This is a genomic window from Mesorhizobium sp. WSM3862 (assembly GCF_002294985.1).
Lineage (GTDB): Bacteria > Pseudomonadota > Alphaproteobacteria > Rhizobiales > Rhizobiaceae > Mesorhizobium.
Genome location: NZ_NSGE01000007.1, coordinates 251,588 through 268,904, shown reverse-complemented (window position 1 = coordinate 268,904; position 17,317 = coordinate 251,588). Strand labels below are relative to the sequence as shown.

The 17,317-nt window shown below is 63.8% G+C and carries 14 protein-coding genes; 7 read left to right on the top strand and 7 right to left on the bottom strand.

What is annotated here, in order from left to right; genetic code table 11:
• Window positions 1–264: 264 nt before the first annotated feature.
• The 5 genes from CK224_RS22610 to CK224_RS31670 all read right to left on the bottom strand — a co-directional run bounded on the left by CK224_RS22610 (window position 265) and on the right by CK224_RS31670 (window position 6,489).
• Window positions 265–690 (bottom strand): GFA family protein, encoded by a 426-nt coding sequence (locus CK224_RS22610; RefSeq protein ID WP_095778679.1) that lies wholly within the window; start codon window positions 688–690, stop codon window positions 265–267.
• A gap of 48 nt (window positions 691–738) precedes the next feature.
• Window positions 739–1,870 (bottom strand): peptide chain release factor 2 gene (gene prfB, locus CK224_RS22605; RefSeq protein WP_127246966.1). Its coding sequence is split into 2 segments (ribosomal slippage): window positions 739–1,803 and window positions 1,805–1,870, totalling 1,131 coding nucleotides; the frame shifts between segments, so codons are not numbered across the junction.
• 128 nt (window positions 1,871–1,998) lie between these two features.
• On the bottom strand, window positions 1,999–4,455 hold the full coding sequence (locus CK224_RS22595) for a penicillin-binding protein 1A (protein WP_095783281.1): 2,457 nt from the start codon (window positions 4,453–4,455) through the stop codon (window positions 1,999–2,001).
• Window positions 4,456–4,687: 232 nt separating this feature from the next.
• Window positions 4,688–5,944, bottom strand: coding sequence for an N-acetylmuramoyl-L-alanine amidase (locus CK224_RS22590; RefSeq protein ID WP_095783280.1), 1,257 nt, complete (start codon window positions 5,942–5,944; stop codon window positions 4,688–4,690).
• A 290-nt stretch (window positions 5,945–6,234) separates the two neighbouring features.
• On the bottom strand, window positions 6,235–6,489 hold the full coding sequence (locus tag CK224_RS31670) for a hypothetical protein (protein ID WP_066989511.1): 255 nt from the start codon (window positions 6,487–6,489) through the stop codon (window positions 6,235–6,237).
• Between the two features lie 92 nt (window positions 6,490–6,581).
• Between CK224_RS31670 and CK224_RS22580 the strand changes: the two genes are divergently transcribed.
• Window positions 6,582–9,536 (top strand): Rne/Rng family ribonuclease, encoded by a 2,955-nt coding sequence (locus CK224_RS22580; RefSeq protein WP_095783279.1) that lies wholly within the window; start codon window positions 6,582–6,584, stop codon window positions 9,534–9,536.
• A gap of 102 nt (window positions 9,537–9,638) precedes the next feature.
• Here the strand turns inward: CK224_RS22580 and CK224_RS22575 are convergent, their stop codons facing one another.
• Window positions 9,639–10,568: a glutaminase gene (locus CK224_RS22575; protein ID WP_164746708.1), complete on the bottom strand. Its 930-nt coding sequence runs from the start codon at window positions 10,566–10,568 to the stop codon at window positions 9,639–9,641.
• Between the two features lie 5 nt (window positions 10,569–10,573).
• Window positions 10,574–11,722, bottom strand: coding sequence for an aminotransferase class I/II-fold pyridoxal phosphate-dependent enzyme (locus CK224_RS22570; protein WP_095778675.1), 1,149 nt, complete (start codon window positions 11,720–11,722; stop codon window positions 10,574–10,576).
• Window positions 11,723–11,929: 207 nt separating this feature from the next.
• On the opposite strand from CK224_RS22570, the gene CK224_RS22565 reads away from it, so the two are divergent.
• The 6 genes from CK224_RS22565 (at window position 11,930) to aat (ending at window position 17,315) form a co-directional block, all read left to right on the top strand.
• Complete coding sequence (locus CK224_RS22565; RefSeq protein WP_082980294.1) at window positions 11,930–13,321, top strand: M48 family metalloprotease; 1,392 nt, start codon at window positions 11,930–11,932, stop codon at window positions 13,319–13,321.
• A 57-nt stretch (window positions 13,322–13,378) separates the two neighbouring features.
• Window positions 13,379–14,182 (top strand): DsbA family protein, encoded by an 804-nt coding sequence (locus CK224_RS22560; protein ID WP_095783318.1) that lies wholly within the window; start codon window positions 13,379–13,381, stop codon window positions 14,180–14,182.
• 200 nt (window positions 14,183–14,382) lie between these two features.
• Window positions 14,383–14,817: a type II 3-dehydroquinate dehydratase gene (gene aroQ / locus CK224_RS22555; RefSeq protein ID WP_066989889.1), complete on the top strand. Its 435-nt coding sequence runs from the start codon at window positions 14,383–14,385 to the stop codon at window positions 14,815–14,817.
• A 26-nt stretch (window positions 14,818–14,843) separates the two neighbouring features.
• The gene (accB, locus tag CK224_RS22550) at window positions 14,844–15,311 is read left to right on the top strand and encodes an acetyl-CoA carboxylase biotin carboxyl carrier protein (protein WP_066989502.1); all 468 of its coding nucleotides are present in this window, start codon (window positions 14,844–14,846) and stop codon (window positions 15,309–15,311) included.
• Between the two features lie 19 nt (window positions 15,312–15,330).
• Window positions 15,331–16,674 carry an acetyl-CoA carboxylase biotin carboxylase subunit gene (accC, locus tag CK224_RS22545; protein ID WP_066989500.1) on the top strand — a complete coding sequence of 448 codons (1,344 nt, stop codon included), beginning with the start codon at window positions 15,331–15,333 and terminating at the stop codon, window positions 16,672–16,674.
• A gap of 23 nt (window positions 16,675–16,697) precedes the next feature.
• Window positions 16,698–17,315 carry a leucyl/phenylalanyl-tRNA--protein transferase gene (aat, locus tag CK224_RS22540; protein WP_066989498.1) on the top strand — a complete coding sequence of 206 codons (618 nt, stop codon included), beginning with the start codon at window positions 16,698–16,700 and terminating at the stop codon, window positions 17,313–17,315.
• Window positions 17,316–17,317 lie beyond the last annotated feature (2 nt).

The following is a 17,317-nucleotide window of genomic DNA, read 5'->3' as shown; positions in this document are numbered from 1 at the left end:
CTTGCCCGTTCCCGGAACGTGTCTTCCCAGTGGCCGGATCGTCAGTCGCAGATATGCCGCGTCCGGCCATACATGCTTCTATACCCAGCCCGAATGCTGGGCTGATTCCTTGGCCGGCGCAAGAACTGGGCGTGCCCTCGGAATCGCACCGGGGTTCAGCAGCGGCCGCAGAAAAGGGTGCGCCGACTTGGTTAACAATAACTACGACAAGCCTGCGACCAGGGGTGCCTAAGAACGAAATTCTGCCGACGGAAGTTCCGACCGTCAGCCGGTGACATGTTCACGATATTGCGGCAGGTCGTCCGTAATCGTGAACCATTGCGCCTTGGAACCGACGAAGATATGTGCACTTGGGCGAATGCTCGGATCGCCCGTCAGGGTCCCCATGGCAACATGGACGTAGGCACCCTCCCGCACCAAGGAGTAGAGCAGGGAGCCGCACTGCCCGCAATGCGCGTCGTGGCCGCCGGCATCGCCATAGATCAGCAGCCTGTCGTCGCCCGCGGTGAGATGAAACTTGTCGCGCGCGATGCCGGCAATGGGCTTGAAAGCCGACCCTGTGGTACGGCGGCAGTTCGAGCAATGGCAATTCACCGCGTAGGCGAATTCATCGGTCACCTCGTAGCGGACGGTGCCGCAGAAGCATTGCCCGGCAAGCGTACGAGCACCTGCCTTTTCCGGATTTGCCAAGGTCTCACCCCCTGCCAGCCGCCACCCGGCGGAAAGTTTTCGGAATACCTAGTCGAGGTCCGCCACCGCCTCACCTGCACCGCCCTCGATGCGATGCGACAGCGAGGCCTCCATGAATTCGTCGAGATCGCCGTCGAGCACGCTTGACGGGCTGGTGTTTTCGACGCCGGTGCGCAGATCCTTCACCAGCTGATAGGGCTGGAGGACGTAAGAACGGATCTGGTGGCCCCAGCCGATATCGCTCTTCGACGCCTCGGTGGCGTTCGCCACGGCCTCGCGCTTTTTCAGCTCTTCCTCGTAGAGCCGCGAGCGCAGCATCTCCCAAGCCTTGGCCCGGTTTTTGTGCTGCGAGCGTTCGGCTTGGCAAGCAACTGCGATGCCGGTCGCGAGGTGGGTGATACGCACCGCCGAGTCGGTGGTGTTGACGTGCTGGCCGCCCGACCCGGACGAACGGTAGGTGTCGATGCGCACGTCGGATTCCGAAACGTTGATCTCGATCGTGTCGTCGATGACGGGATAGACCCAGACGCTGGCGAAGGAGGTATGGCGGCGCGCATTGCTGTCGTAAGGCGAGATGCGCACCAGGCGGTGAACGCCGGATTCCGTCTTCAGCCAGCCATAGGCGTTATGCCCCTTGATAAGCACGGTGGCCGACTTGATGCCGGCCTCTTCGCCTTCATGGACTTCCAGCACCTCGACCTTGAAGCGGCGCCGCTCGGCCCAGCGCGTATACATCCGCAAGAGCATCGATGCCCAGTCCTGGCTCTCGGTGCCGCCGGCGCCGGCATGGATTTCAAGATAGGTGTCGTTGGCGTCCGCCTCGCCCGACAGCAGGGTCTCGACCTGACGGGCCTTGGCCTCGCCCTGCATCGAACGCAGCGCCGCTTCGGCTTCCGCGACGACGCCCTCGTCGCCCTCTTCCTCGCCGAGTTCGATCAGGCCGATATTGTCCTCGAGCGCCTGGGTCAGCCCTTTGACCGCCGCGATCCCCTCATCGAGGCTCTGGCGCTCCCGCATCAGCTTCTGCGCTTCCGCGGGGTCGTTCCAGAGGCTGGAATCCTCCGCGCGCGAGTTCAGATATTCAAGCCGCTTGAGGGCCGGATCCCAGTCAAAGATGCCTCCTCAGCAGGGTTATCGCCTGCCTGATCTCGTCGACAATGTTCTGCGTTTCCGCGCGCATGGCTCTTCGTTCTGTCCTGTACTTGTCGTTCTTTTCGGAATCGGCGCGATACATAGGCACGGCACCGGCGCCTGTAAAGCGAAATGGGCCCGGCGTTAAGCTGCCGGCCCATTCGAAACCTGGGGAAGTCAGTAAAGGCCGCCGCCGCCGTCCTGGATGGCCTGATTGGCCTGCGGCGACAGCGCGCCGCCGGCACCATTGGAGCCGTCCGCGCCCATGCCGATGACCCAATAGCTGTCGGCCGGGCCGGTGCCGGGCTTGAACGCCTCGATGATGGTGTTGGGGTCGCCTTCGGCCGCGCGCATGCCGGTCTTGCGGTTGATGGCGATCAGCTTCATGCCTTCCGGAACCTGGAAGTCGACATTGGGCGTGCCGTCGAGCGCGACGCGCATGAAGTCCTTGAAGATCGGCGCGGCGAGGCCACCACCCGTGGCGCCCTTGCCCAGGCCGCGCGGCGTATCGTAGCCCATATAGAGGCCGACGACGAGGTTCGGGGTGAAGCCGATGAACCAGGCGTCCTTCTCGTCATTGGTGGTTCCGGTCTTGCCGGCGATATGGCGGCCGAGCTCGGCGATGGTGGCGCCGGTGCCGCGCTGCACCACGCCCTCCATCATTGAGGTGATCTGATAGGCGGTCATCGGATCGAGCACCTGCTCGGAATTGTCGACCAGTTCCGGCTCGGGCTGGTTCTTCCATTCGGCGGCGTTGCAGCCCTCGCAGCCGCGTTCGTCCTGCTTGAACACGGTCTTGCCGTAGCGATCCTGGATGCGGTCGATCAGCGACGGTTTGATCGACTTGCCGCCATTGGCCATGATCGAATAGGCCGACACCATGCGCATGACCGTCGTCTCGCCGGAGCCCAGGGCCATCGGCAGATAGGGCGCAAGATGATCGTAGACGCCGAAGCGCTCGGCATATTCGACGACCAGCTTCATGCCCATGTCGTTGGCCAGCCGCACCGTCATCAGGTTGCGCGACTTCTCGATGCCCGAGCGCAATGTGGCCGGGCCGGCGGCCGTGCCGTCATAGTTCTTCGGCGTCCAGGTCGTGTTGCCGCTCTGGATGGTGATCGGCCCGTCCATGATCACGGAAGCCGGCGTGTAGCCGTTGTCGAGCGCCGCCGAATAGACGATCGGCTTGAACGAGGAGCCCGGCTGGCGCATCGCCTGGGTAGCGCGGTTGAACTCCGACTGCGCGTAGGAGAAGCCGCCGACCATGGCCAACACACGCCCGGTATGCGGATCCATGGCAACCAGGCCGCCTTCGACCTCGGGCACCTGGCGCAGGCTATAGGCGTTGTCGGAGCCCTCGTTCTTCTGCACGAAGATGACGTCGCCGGGTTCAAGCACTTCCGCCGGAGATTTCGCCCGGACCGACTTGCCGTTGACGAAATGGCGCATGGCGAAGCCCATGTCGTCCTTGCTGACTGTTCCTTCGACGCGGTCCTTGACGAGGTCGCCGGAGACCTGGCGCGCCGGCTGAATGCCGATCGTCAGCCCGTCGGCAGAACTGTCGAGCACGGCGGCGAGCGTCCACTCCGGCACGTCCTCCAGCCCCTTGACCGCGCCGAGCGGCACGCCCCAGTCGCCGGAAACGTCGATATGGGTCACCGGTCCGCGATAGCCGCGCAGCGTGTCGTATTTCAGCAATCCGTTCTGCATCGCCTTGCGGGCAATGAGCTGGATTTTCGGATCGAGCGTGGTGCGCACCGACAGGCCGCCCTCATAGAGCGCATTCTCGCCGTAGCGAGCGATGATCTGGCGGCGCACCTCCTCGGTGAAATACTCGCCCGCGAACAGGTAGGAGCCGTTGCGGCGCGGCTTCACGCCGAGCGGCTCGGCCTTGGCCTTGTCGCCCTCCTCGCGCGTGACGTAGCCGTTCTCGACCATCTGGTCGATGACCCAATTGCGGCGCTCGATCGCCCGGTCGGCATGCTTGAAGGGATGATAGTTGTTGGGGCCCTTGGGCAGCGAAGCAAGGTAAGCGGCTTCAGCGACGGTGAGTTCGTTGACCGACTTGTCGAAATAGGTCAGCGCAGCGCCGGCAACGCCATAGGCGCCGAAGCCGAAGAAGATCTCGTTGAGATAGAGCTCGAGGATGCGGTCCTTCGAATAGGCCTGCTCGATGCGGAAGGCCAGGATCATCTCCTTGATCTTGCGCTCATAGGTCTGGTCGGAGGTCAGCAGGAAGTTCTTTGCAACCTGCTGCGTGATCGTCGAGGCGCCGACCTGACGCCTGCCCGAGCCGAAGTTCTGCAGATTGACGATGATGGCGCGGCCGAGGCCGGTGATGTCGATGCCGGGATGGTTATAGAAGTTCTTGTCCTCGGCCGACATGAAGGCAGCCTTGACGCGGTCCGGGATCGCCTGGATCGGCAGATAAAGGCGCCGCTCGCGAGCATATTCGGCCATCAGCGAGCCATCCGAGGCATGGATGCGCGTCGTCACCGGCGGCTCATATTTGGCCAGAACCTCGTAGTCGGGCAGATCCTTCGTCAGATGGCCGATGTAGATGGCAAGGCCCGCAGCGACCAGCAGCGCCAGCGTCGTGCCGATGCCGAAGAAATAGCCGATGAGACGAATCATGCCCGCTCCAGTCCGAGGTCCGGGATTTCCTAAACGAAGCCGACAGTCGCGCAAGCTTCAGGGGCGGTCCCAATCCGCAATGGAAACCCATTGTCGCGACCATGTGGACAAAATACGGCAGCACGAAGTTTCAGGAACTCCGTCCGCCAAATAATAACGCCACGTGTTGTCGTCGCGCAACGCTGCTTGCGGTTGTAGGACGGCTCAAGGTTGTGGGCGGGTTCGGCCCCCGTCAGCCCCCAGCCCTGGCTCCCGCTTTCGCCGCGGCAAACAGGGCAACGGCATTGGTTATGCTCTGAGCCGCCTTGCCGCGCCAGTCGGCGCTGAGCAATTGCGCCTCGTCCTTGCTGTTGGAGAGGTAACCAAGCTCGACCAGAACCGAGGGCACGTCGGGCGCCTTCAGCACCTTGAAGCCGGCCGAGCGCTGCGGATTGTTGATCAGACCGACGCTGGTCGACAACTGGCCGACCAGCGTGTGCGCAAAGCTCATCGAAAAGCCGTGGGTCTCGCGGCGGATCAGGTCGATCAGGATGTCGGTGACCTCCTTATTGTCGTCCTCGATCTTTAGGCCGGCGAACTGGTCGGAGAGGTTTTCACGATCGGCGAGCGCCTGAGCCTCGGGATCGGAAGCCTTGTCCGAGAGCGTGTAGACCGTGGCGCCGCGGAGACCTCTGACGGCGATCGTATCGGCATGGATGGAGATCAAGAGATCGGCTTCGTGCTGGCGGGCGATGCGCACGCGCTCGTCGAGCGGCAGGTACACGTCACTGTCCCGTGTCATATAGACATCATAGCTGCCGACCGCGGCCAGCTTGTCACGTAGTTCGGTCGCAAAGGCGAGCGTGACGTTCTTCTCGACCGTGCCGCCGGCGCTCTCCGCGCCGCCGTCGACGCCGCCATGACCCGGATCGATGACCACTGTGAAGCGGTGCCCAGGCGCCGAAATCGGCCCTGTGCCGACACGGCCGCCCTTGTCGGTAGAAACGGTCGAGCCGGTGGTCAGCGATTGGTTGGCCAAAGCCTCGTCGAATTCTCTTTCCGATGCGGCCGACATGTCGATGGCGACGCGATAGCCGCTGCCATCGTCATTCTTCAGCACCTCGAGCTTGTCGACGGCAAACGGTCCCTTGCCGGTCAGGATCAGCCGCGAGCCTTTGCCCTGATCGCCGTAGCGAACGGCGCGCACCAGCCCGCGCGGCTTCACGTCCTTGGCGTTGAGGGCGAATCGCGTGCGCGGCAGGTCGACGACAAGGCGGCTGGGACCGCGCAGCAGGAACCACTTCACGTCCGGTTCTCGGTCGAAGGTCACGACGATGCGCATCTTGGTCGCGTCGCCGGCCATCTTGTAGCCGGTGGCGCCAAGCAACCCGTCGGCCCGCGAGGCGGCGGTCGCGCCAAGCAGGATCACCAGCAGGAAAACAGTCCTTGCCATGAGCCGCAGATATCCGGCGGCGCCACGCTCCTTGTCTGCGGTGCCTGCCAGTCCCATCTCTATTCCAGTCGCTCCCCGTTAGGCGCCTCGCGCCGGCCTGTTTGGCAGAACGGCCTGTCTGGCGGCCAACCCGATTAACGATTGGTATCCAGAGAAGGTTAACCAAGCCTTTCATGCAGCAGGTGGAGCGCCACCTTCCCCTGCGGAAGCGCTTTTTGCCGGCATCCGAAATCGGGGTTGCCTTCCAACCCGCCAAATCATAAAAGCGACATTGGATCACTGCAATCCTGGAACCGCCCGCCCTGCAGCTTCCCGCCAGGGTAAGATGTGCAAGGCGCTTCCGGGTTTCAGATGATCGCGACGATTTTCGCAGGCGTGCTCCCGTGGCGGGGGAATCGCTTGCGCGATGAAAACGGCCGGGATCTCCCGCGCCGGCTCTGTGCGAGCAAACAAGCTGGTCCGGCCAAGCCCGGGCTTTGGTTCAAAAGGTTCTGCTGGGTGCCGATGGCTTCAAGCGCAATCATGGAAAGGTCCGCATCGAACCGCGCCATTGTGGCTGCGGGCGGCACCGCCATCGCGCTCAAGCTCCGGCCGGCGGACATTCAAATATCCGGCAGCCACACAAATCCAGGCACACAGCGGCGGGGTCTGCCTCGCCAGCTGCGGCTGATGGCTGCCGGGAGGAAACGAAATAATGCCCAACAAGATGCTGATAGACGCCTCCCACCCGGAGGAAACACGCGTTGTTGTCGTTCGCGGTAACCGCATCGAAGAATTCGACTTTGAATCCCAGGACAAGAAGCAGCTCAAAGGAAACATCTATCTCGCCCGCGTAACCCGCGTCGAACCTTCCCTTCAGGCAGCCTTTGTCGAATATGGCGGCAACCGTCACGGTTTTCTCGCCTTCAGTGAAATTCACCCCGACTATTACCAGATCCCGGTCGCCGACCGTCAGGCCCTGCTGCGCGCCGAAGCGCAGGAGGCGGACGACGAAGAGGACGAGGAGGCCGAGACCGGCGAGGAACAGCAGGCGCGCGATCGCGGCGGCCGCCGCAACCGCCGGCGCGGCGGCAAGAACCGCGACCGGGCCGAGCAAAAGCGCGGTTCCGATGCTGCCGGTGCCGACGAAGGCGGCGAAAGCGCCGATGAGGTCGCAGCTTCCAGCGCTTCCGCTGATGAGCCCGGCGATGCGGCCGATACCTCGACCGAAGCCACCGAAGGCTCCGAAACCGTTGAGACCGTAGCCGAGGCAGCCGGCGAAGAGGAGAACAAGGCCCCCGAAGCCGGCAGCGACACCGAAGAAGCCGATGCGACCGACAGCGAGAATCGCCAGCCTTCCGAGAGCGGCCCCACTTCGATCGCCGCGAGCATCGATGCGGATGTGATTTCGGAACCGGTGCAGGCCGAATCGACCAGCGAGGTCGCTCCGGCCGAGGAAGCCGCTCCCAGCGACGATGATCGCGGCATGCTCGAAGAAGTTTCGTCCGCACATTCGGACGAACACGAAATCGAATCGGTCGGCGCCGAGGATGCGCTTGAAGAGGTTCGCAACCGCCGCAAGCCGGTGCGCCGCCAGTACAAGATCCAGGAAGTCATCAAGCGCCGCCAGATCCTGCTGGTCCAGGTCGTCAAGGAAGAGCGCGGCAACAAGGGCGCGGCGCTGACCACCTATCTGTCGCTCGCCGGCCGCTATTCGGTCTTGATGCCGAACACGGCGCGCGGCGGCGGCATCTCGCGCAAGATCACCAATGCCCAGGACCGCAAGCGGCTGAAGGAGGTCGTCGCCGATCTCGAGGTGCCGCAGGGCATGGGAGTCATCCTGCGCACCGCCGGCGAAAGCCGCACCAAGGCCGAGATCAAGCGCGACTACGAATATCTGATGCGGCTTTGGGAGAATGTCCGCAATCTCACGCTGCAGTCCACGGCCCCTGCCCTGGTCTATGAGGAAGGCAGCCTGATCAAGCGCTCGGTTCGCGACCTCTACAACAAGGATATCGACGAGATCCTGGTCTCCGGCGAGGACGGCTACCGCGAGGCCAAGGACTTCATGCGCATGCTGATGCCGAGCCATGCCAAGGTGGTGCAGCCCTACCGCGACACCACGCCGATCTTCGTGCGCAACGGCATCGAGGCGCAGCTCGACCGGATGCTGCAGCCGCAAGTGACGCTGAAGAGCGGCGGCTACATCATCATCAACCAGACCGAGGCGCTGGTCTCGATCGACGTCAACTCCGGCCGCTCCACCAAGGAGCATTCGATCGAGGACACCGCGCTCCACACCAATCTGGAGGCCGCCGAGGAAGTCGCGCGGCAGCTCAGGCTGCGCGACCTTGCCGGCCTGATCGTCATCGACTTCATCGACATGGAGGAGAACCGCAACAACCGCGCGGTCGAGAAGCGGCTGAAGGATCACCTCAAGAACGATCGCGCCCGCATCCAGGTCGGTCGCATCTCGCATTTCGGCCTGATGGAGATGTCGCGCCAGCGCATCCGTGCCAGCGTGCTGGAATCGACGATGAAGCCCTGCCCGCATTGCGGCGGCACGGGCCATGTGAGATCGGACTCCTCGGTGGCGCTGATGGTGGTGCGGGCAATCGAGGAATTCCTGCTCAAGGATTCGCGCAGCCACATCACAGTGCGCACGCCGGCGGCGACCGCGCTTTATGTGCTCAACCACAAGCGCGCCAATCTGGTCGAGCTCGAGGCCCGGTTCGGCCTGAGCATCACGCTCGAAGCCGACGAGACGCTGGGCGCGCAACACTACGCGATCTTCCGCGGCGCGGTGGCTGAGAAGCCGGAAGGCTTCGTCGAGGTGCGCAGCCTGCCGACCTATGTCGAGCCGGAAGAACCCGAGGACGAGATCGTCGTCGAGGAGGAAGAGGAGGTATCGGTCCAGGCCGAACAGCCGCGCCATCCACAGCAGGGACAGCATCCGCAGCGGTCCGAGGACGGCGAAGGCGGCCGCAAGCGCCGCAAACGCCGTCGGCGGCGCGGCGGCAAGGATCGCGACCGCGAGCATCAAGGCCATGGCGATGCCGTCTCGGCCCCCGCACCTGCGGACGCCGGCACGATTGCTGGCGAAGCAGCAGCCGAGGTAACGGCCGAAGCTCCGGCCGACGCCGAAGCGAGCGAAGAGGGGCAGGGCAAGAAGCGCCGTCGCGGCAAGCGCGGCGGCAAGCGCAATCGCCGCGAGGAAGGCGAAATCCCTGCCGATGCCGATGCCGGCGATGGTTTCGAAGGCGAAGAAGCGGAAGTCGAAGCTCCCGAAGGCGCCCCGCCGGTCGCTGCAGCCGAAGAGCAGGCCGCACCCTCGCCCGACAATGACGATGTTGCGGAAACGGAGAAGCCGAAGAAGCCTCGCCGTGCACCGCGATCGAAGAAGGCTGTCGAGGAAACCGTCTCCGAGAAAGCGCCCGAGCGGGCGGCGGAACTTCCCGCTGAACCTGCGGCCGCCGAACCGGAGCTGGCAGCGGCCGCTGCTGCTCCGACCGAGGCCGAAGCGCAGGTCAATGCCCATCCGACGCGGCGCAAACCGCAGTCGATCGACACGCCGGCTGTCCCCGTCGTTTCGTCCAACGTCAGCGAGGAAGCCAAGACCGAAGAAAAGCCGAAGCGTGCCGGCTGGTGGCAGCGGAAGGGTTTTTTCTAAGCTCTGTCAGCTCATTAGGCTTAGTTGTTAAACAGAAGATCCCGTGCCGCCCGGCGCGGGATTTTCGTTTTCTGGCCTTCCAATCTTGCGCCCCAGCACCTGCTAAGGCGCGAAGATCGACCAGTTCATCATCCTGGCGAGCTTCTCAAGCGCTATGGAGCCGAGCTTGGAATTGCCGTTCTCGTTGAGGCCGGGGGACCAGACGGCGAGCGAGGCGACGCCCGGCACGATGCCAAGAATACCGCCGCCGACGCCACTCTTACCCGGAATGCCGACACGGAAGGCGAAATCGCCGGAGCCGTCATAGTGGCCGCAGGTCAGCATCAGCGCGCCGATGCGGCGCGCACGCTCGGTCGACACTACCGACAGCCCGGTCGCCGGGTTCCGACCGCCATTGGCGAGGAAGCGGCCGGCCATGGCGAGCTGCCGGCAGCTCATGGCGATGGCGCAATGATGGAAGTAGACGCCCAGCGCCAGCTCCGGCTCATGGTCGAGATTGCCAAAGGACTTCATGTAATTGGCCAGAGCGAAGTTGCGGTAGCCGGTAGCGCGTTCCGAGGCCGCGACCTCGCGGTCGATGATGATCGTGTCGTCGTCGGCCAGGAATTGGACGAAGCGCAGGATCTCGCCGATCGCCTCGCGCGGCTGGTGGCCGGCAAGCAGGATGTCGGATACGACGATGGCGCCGGCGTTGATGAACGGATTGCGCGGAATGCCGCTCTCATGCTCGAGCTGGACGATCGAGTTGAACGGATTGCCCGACGGCTCGCGGCCGACACGCTGCCACAACGCATCGCCGACCTTGCCCAGCGCCAGGGTCAGCGTGAACACCTTCGAGACGCTCTGGATCGAAAAGGGCTGATCGGCATCGCCGGCAAGGATGATGCGACCGTCATTGGTCACGGCGGCAATGCCGAATTTCTTCGGATCGACCTTGCCGAGCTGCGGGATATAGGTGGCGACATCGCCGCGATCGCTGCGCTCGGTCATTTCGGCGGCCACTTCCGCCAGCGCCTGTTCAAGCTCGGGCATGGCGTCTATTTCAGCCAACTTTCGATGCGCGCCAGCGCCTCGACCATGTCGTCATGGCTGCCGGCATAGGAAAAGCGCATGGTGCGATGGCCCTGGAGCGGATCGAAATCACGGCCGGGCGTAGCCGCTACATGCGCCTCGGCCAGCATCTTGCGCGCGAAGGCCATGCTGTCATTGGTGTGCCGCGTGACATCGCAGAAGGCGTAGAAAGCGCCGTCCATGGGCGCTGCGAGCGGGAAGCCCAGCTTCGGCAGACGCTTTATCAGCAGGTCGCGGTTCCAGGCATAACGCGCCTTCACCGCTTCGAGCTCTTGCGTGGCATTGAAGGCCTCGATCGCCGCGACCTGCGACAGTTCCGGCGGCGAGATGTAAAGGCTCTGCGCGATGCGCTCGACCGGCCGCACCAGTTCCTCCGGCAGCACCATCCAGCCGATGCGCCAGCCGGTCATGCAATAGTATTTCGAGAAGGAGTTGATCACCGTCACGCCGGCGCCACAGGCAAGTGCAGTGACATCGGGCGCGGCATAGGCCAGCCGGTGGTAGATTTCGTCCGAGATCACCGCGATGCCAAGCTCGCCTGCGGTCTTCACCAACGCGGAAAGCTCGTCGGCTGGAATGACCGCGCCGGTCGGATTGGCTGGACTGGCAAACAGCACGCCTTTCAACGGCTTCTCGCGGTGTGCGCTCTTCAGGTGGTCGGCATGCAGATAGGCGTCCGAGCCAAGCTCGATCTCGACGATCTCGATGCCAAGCGCGGCCATGATGTTGCGGTAGGCCGGATAGCCGGGCGCGGCGATGGCGACGCGGTCGCCGGGATCGAACATCGCCAGGAAAGCCAGGTTGAAGGCGGCGGACGATCCGGTTGTGACGGCGATACGGGCCGGCGCGACATCAATTCCGTAATGCTCGCCATAGTGCGCGGCGATCGCCTTGCGCAGCTCCGCCAGGCCCAGAGCATCGGTGTAGCCGATGCGGCCGTGCTTCAGCGCGAGAGCTGCGGCTTCGCGGACGCCGACCGGCGCCGGGTCCGACGGCTGGCCGACTGCCATCGACACCACGGGAATACCGATCGCCTTCAGCCGGTTGGCCTCGGCCAGAATATCCATGGCGTGGAACGGCTCGACCTCGCCGCGGCGTGAAAGCGAAACGACCATCTGACTCTTCAGCCTGCCTTTGGTTGGCAAATCCACAGGCAAACCATCGCTCGCTTGCCCTGGAACTGCCGGGAGTTCGACGGCAGCGCCGCACAAATGCCCGATTGGTGTGGGGATCACAAGCGCGCAGGAAGTTAATGGCGCCGACTTTTCATCCTTCGCCCGCTCGTCTACCAGTGGACCTGTCATGTTGAGCCGACCCGAACGATGATGGATAGATCGACCGCAATAGGGCGAACCGCGCGCGGATTTGCGACGCTCCTGCTTGCCGCCGCCGTCGCGGTGTCCACTTCGCTGAGCGCCTTCGCGCAAGGCGTGCCGGTGGTGCGCGACGCCGAGATCGAGGCGCTGGTGCGCGACTATGCCCGACCGATCTTCAAGGCGGCGGGCCTCGCCAATGACGGGATCGACATCGTTCTCGTCAACGACCAGAGCTTCAATGCGTTCGTGACCGGCCGCCGCCTGTTCATCAACACCGGCGCGCTGGTGACGGCCGAGACGCCGAACGAGATCATCGGCGTCATCGCGCACGAGGCCGGCCATATTGCCGGCGGCCACCAGCAGAAGCTGCGCGATCAACTCGATCGCGCCAAGACCATGGCCATCATCGCCACGCTGCTCGGGGCGGGCGCGATCGTGGCCGGCGCCACCACCAACAGCCGCGGCCTTGCCGGCGCCGGCATGGGCGTCGCGGCCGGCGGCGGCGAGATGGCGCAGCGCAGCATCCTTGCCTATCAGCGGGGCGAAGAAATCACCGCCGACCGCTCGGCGATCACCTACCTGAATGCCACCGGCCAGTCCGGCATGGGCATGCTGAAGACCTTCGGGCGATTCCAGAGCGCGCTTTCGCTGTCGGGCACCCAGCTCGATCCTTACCGGATCAGCCATCCGATGCCCCGGGAGCGCATCGCCAATCTCGAGGTGCTGGTCAAGGCGAGCCCTTATGTCAGCCAGGTCGACGCGCCGGCGCTGCAGCAGCGGCATGACATGATGCGCATCAAGATCGCGGCCTATATGCAAGGCCAGGCGGCGGTGGCGCGGCTGATGCGCAAGAACCCGACCAGTCTGGCCTCGCGCTACGGCGACGCGCAGCAGACCTATCTCTACGGCAACCCTGGCACCGCGCTGACGAAAACCGCGGCGCTGATCAAGGAACAGCCGAAAAACCCCTATTTCCAGGAACTTCGCGGCGACATCCTGATGAAGGCCAACAGGCCCAAGGACGCCGCGGATGCCTATGCCAAAGCGGCGAGCCTCGACGCGGCGCGGTCCGGCTTGCTGCTGGTCTCGCTCGGCCAGGCGCTGATGGCGGTCGGCACGCCGGACTCAATCAACAAAGCGGTGGCGCAGCTCAACAACGGGATCGGGCGCGACAAGGAAAACTCCGTAGCCTACCGCTATCTGGCTCAAGCCTATGGCGAATTGGGGCAAATCCCGGCCGCCGACCTTGCGACGGCGGAGGGCCATTTCTATTCGGCCGACTATAAGAACGCGAAGATCTTCGCCATGCGCGCTCAACAGAAATTGAAGCGCGGCGAGCCCCGCTGGCTTCGCGCGCAGGATATCATAAACTACACGCCATCTAACAAACTCAAGTGAACCTCCCGGGCGCGCGCGGCGACCAGGTTGGACCGGGACAGGCAGAAGGAACTGATCATGAACAAGGCAATCCTGCTCGGCAGCGCCGGCGTGGCGGTGGCGCTCGGCATGCTGGCATTCGGCTTCGTGGCAGGAAGCCCGCAGGCCGCTAGGGCCGACACGACGCAAGCCATCCAGATGGCCTCGGCGGACAGTAAGATCGACCGCAAGGAGGTCGAAGGCATCATCCGCGACTATCTGTTGAAAAACCCCGAGGTCCTGCTCGAGGTCCAGGACGCGCTCGAGGCCAAGCAGAAGGAAGAGCAGCGGCTCGCCGCACTCGGCGTCATCAAGGACGCGAAGGACGAGATCTTCAACTCCACCTTCGACGGCGTGGTCGGCAACCCTAAGGGCAAAGTCACCATCGTCGAGTTCTACGACTACAATTGCGGCTTCTGCAAACGCGCCATTGAGGACATGAAGGCGCTGACCAAGGCCGATCCGGACCTGCGCTTCGTGCTCAAGGAGTTTCCAATCCTCAGCCCGGATTCGCAAAAGGCCAGCGTGGTCTCGATGGCCTTCCATCTGATGATGCCGGAGAAGTACAGCGAGTTCCACACTGCGCTGCTCGGCAGCCAGGGCCGTGCCACCGAATCCACCGCCATGAAGGTCGCTGTTTCGCTCGGTGCCAACGAGGCGAAGCTGCGCGAGAAGATGAAGGATCCGAGCATCAACGAAGCGCTCTCGCGCACCTACGATCTCGCCACCAAGCTGTCGATCACCGGCACGCCGTCCTATGTGGTCGGAAATGAGGTGGTGTTCGGCGCGCTCGGACAGCAGGTTCTGGCGGAGAAGATCGAGCAGGCCAAGAGCGCGCTCTAGGTTTGGGCATGGTCTTTTCCGAAAACCGCTGCACAGTTTTCGGGATCATGCTCTAAGCGATTGCGAGTCGCGACAACAGGCGGTTTTCCGCCTGTTGTGGACAGCGAAAGAACGTACTTGCGCTCTTTTCGCGGGCGGATATGCCCATTATAGAGGTCCGGCGCGCCGGCTTGAGGCCGGCGCCGAAGAGGTCGGCATATTTGAAAACGATTTTCGTCCTGAACGGTCCCAATCTCAATGCACTCGGCAAGCGCGAGCCGGGGATCTATGGCGGCAAGACGCTTGCCGCCATCGCCGAGGATTGCAAGGCCGCCGGCACGGCGCTCGGGCTCGAGATCGATTTTCGTCAGTCCAATCACGAAGGTGATCTCGTCGACTGGATCCAGGAAGCCGGTGAAAAGGCCGCAGGCATCGTCATCAATCCCGGGGCCTACAGCCATACCTCGATTGCCATTCACGACGCCATCCGCGCCATCGCGCCGCTGCCCGTCGCTGAGGTCCATCTTTCCAATATCCACGCGAGGGAGCCTTTCCGCCACGTCTCCATGGTCGCGCCGGTCGCCGTCGGCATGATCTGCGGGTTCGGGCCACTCGGCTACACGCTTGCGCTGCAGGCACTGGCGGCGCGCCTGTGACCGGCTCCCAAACAGAAGGCTCGAAAATGTCGATAAAGAAGAACGGTGTTGACCAGCAGCTGATCCGCGACCTGGCGGGCATACTGAACGACACCAACCTGACCGAGATCGAGGTCGAGCTCGGCGACCTGAAAGTGCGCGTGTCGCGTCAATCGCAGGCCGTCCACGCGGTCGCTGCTCCGCTTCCTATGCCGTCCACGGCGGTTGCCGGGCCGGCTCAGGCGGCAGCGGCCGCGCCCGCGACGGCAGCCGATCCTTCCAAGAACGCCGTGCCCTCGCCGATGGTCGGCACCGCCTACCTGGCGCCCTCGCCCGACGCCAAGGCGTTCATCGAGATCGGCCAGAAGGTGAAGGAAGGCCAGACGCTGCTCATCATCGAAGCGATGAAGACAATGAACCAGATTCCCTCGCCGCGCGCCGGCACGGTGACGGCGATCCTGATCGAGGACGCCCAGCCGGTCGAATACGGCATGCCGCTCGTGGTCATCGAGTAGAGCCGGGAACAGCGGGCAGATGTTCCAAAAAATCCTCATCGCCAATCGCGGCGAAATCGCGCTTCGGGTGCTGCGCGCCTGCAAGGAGCTCGGCATCCAGACGGTGGTGGTCCATTCGACGGCCGATTCCGACGCCATGCATGTGCGGCTTGCCGACGAAAGCGTCTGCATCGGCCCGCCGCCGTCGCGCGAAAGCTATCTCAACATTCACCAGATCGTCGCCGCTTGCGAGATCACCGGCGCCGATGCCGTGCACCCGGGCTACGGCTTCCTGTCGGAAAACGCCAAGTTCGCCGATATCCTCGCCGCCCATAACATCACCTTCATCGGCCCTTCGGGCGACCATATCCGCATCATGGGCGACAAGATCGAAGCCAAGCGCACGGCAAAGCGCCTCGGCATCCCGGTGGTGCCTGGTTCGGACGGCGCGATCAGCGACGAGAAGGAAGCAAAGCGCATTGCCGCCGCGATCGGCTATCCGGTGATCATCAAGGCTTCGGCCGGCGGCGGCGGCCGCGGCATGAAGGTCGCCCGCACCGAAGCCGACCTCGAAGTGGCGCTGCAGACCGCCAGATCAGAAGCCGGCGCTGCCTTCGGCGACGACGCCGTTTACATCGAGAAATATCTGGAAAAGCCGCGCCATATCGAATTGCAGGTGTTCGGCGACGGCGCCGGCCGCGGCGTGCATTTCGGCGAGCGCGACTGCTCGCTGCAACGCCGCCACCAGAAGGTGTGGGAGGAAGCGAACTCCCCCGCTCTCAACGCCGAGGAACGTGCGCGCATCGGCGGCATCTGCGCCAAGGCGATCGCCGATCTTGGCTATTCCGGCGCCGGCACGATCGAATTCCTCTACGAGAACGGTGAATTCTATTTCATCGAGATGAACACACGCCTGCAGGTCGAGCATCCGGTGACCGAAGCGATCACCGGCATCGACCTCGTGCATGAACAGATCCGTGTCGCCTCCGGCGGCGGACTGTCGGTCAAGCAGGAAGACATCAAGTTCAACGGCCACGCCATCGAGTGCCGCATCAACGCCGAGGATCCGCGCACGTTCACGCCGTCGCCCGGTACGATCACGCATTTCCACACGCCGGGCGGCCTCGGCATCCGCGTCGATTCCGGCGTCTATTCCGGCTACCGGATCCCGCCCTATTACGACAGCCTGATCGGCAAACTGATCGTGCATGGCCGCAACCGCGTCGAATGCATGATGCGGCTGCGCCGGGCGCTCGACGAATTCGTTGTCGACGGCATCAAGACGACGCTGCCGCTGTTCCGCGACCTCGTCGGAAATCCGGATATCGCCAACGGCGATTACGACATCCACTGGCTTGAGAAATATTTGGCCAAGGAGGAATAGGATCTTGCGGTTATAATGGCGCAATGACTCGTCCCTACGCGCCCGGCTACCGCATCCCGACCGACCTGCTGCTGAAAGCCTATGCCTCGGGCGTGTTCCCGATGGCAGAGAGCGCCACCGACCCGGAAGTGTTCTGGGTGCGGCCGGAGACGCGCGGCATCATCCCGCTCGACGGATTCCACACGCCGCGCAGTCTGAAGAAGACGATCCGCAGGCACCCTTTCGACATCCGCTACGATTTCGACTTCGAGGCGACGATCGACGGCTGCGCGGAAAGGCGCGACGAGCGCCGCTCGACCTGGATCAACGCCCCGATCCGCGAAGCCTATGTCGAGCTCTATCGGCTGGGCCACTGCCATTCCGTCGAGGCGTGGCGCGAGGGCCGGCTGGCCGGCGGTCTCTATGGGGTGTCACTCGGGCGCGTCTTCTTCGGCGAAAGCATGTTCGCCCGGGAAACCGACGCCTCGAAGACTTGCCTCTATTATCTGGTCGAGCGGCTGAACGAACGCCGTTTCGCGCTGCTCGACACGCAGTTCACCACCGAGCACCTGAAGCGCTTCGGCGCCATCGACGTGCCGCGCAGCCGCTACGAAAAAATGCTGGCCGAGGCCCTGAAGGGCGACGCGGTCTTTTATCCCTGAGG

Coding starts and splice junctions, on each gene's coding strand:
- CK224_RS31670 (WP_066989511.1), bottom strand. CDS start 6,489: ATGTCCGCCGGCCGGAGCTTGAGCGCGATGGCGGTGCCGCCCGCAGCC.
- CK224_RS22560 (WP_095783318.1), top strand. CDS start 13,379: ATGAACAAGGCAATCCTGCTCGGCAGCGCCGGCGTGGCGGTGGCGCTC.
- CK224_RS22590 (WP_095783280.1), bottom strand. CDS start 5,944: ATGGGACTGGCAGGCACCGCAGACAAGGAGCGTGGCGCCGCCGGATAT.
- CK224_RS22570 (WP_095778675.1), bottom strand. CDS start 11,722: ATGGTCGTTTCGCTTTCACGCCGCGGCGAGGTCGAGCCGTTCCACGCC.
- accB (WP_066989502.1), top strand. CDS start 14,844: ATGTCGATAAAGAAGAACGGTGTTGACCAGCAGCTGATCCGCGACCTG.
- CK224_RS22575 (WP_164746708.1), bottom strand. CDS start 10,568: ATGCCCGAGCTTGAACAGGCGCTGGCGGAAGTGGCCGCCGAAATGACC.
- aat (WP_066989498.1), top strand. CDS start 16,698: ATGACTCGTCCCTACGCGCCCGGCTACCGCATCCCGACCGACCTGCTG.
- CK224_RS22595 (WP_095783281.1), bottom strand. CDS start 4,455: ATGATTCGTCTCATCGGCTATTTCTTCGGCATCGGCACGACGCTGGCG.
- accC (WP_066989500.1), top strand. CDS start 15,331: ATGTTCCAAAAAATCCTCATCGCCAATCGCGGCGAAATCGCGCTTCGG.
- CK224_RS22580 (WP_095783279.1), top strand. CDS start 6,582: ATGCCCAACAAGATGCTGATAGACGCCTCCCACCCGGAGGAAACACGC.
- CK224_RS22565 (WP_082980294.1), top strand. CDS start 11,930: ATGATGGATAGATCGACCGCAATAGGGCGAACCGCGCGCGGATTTGCG.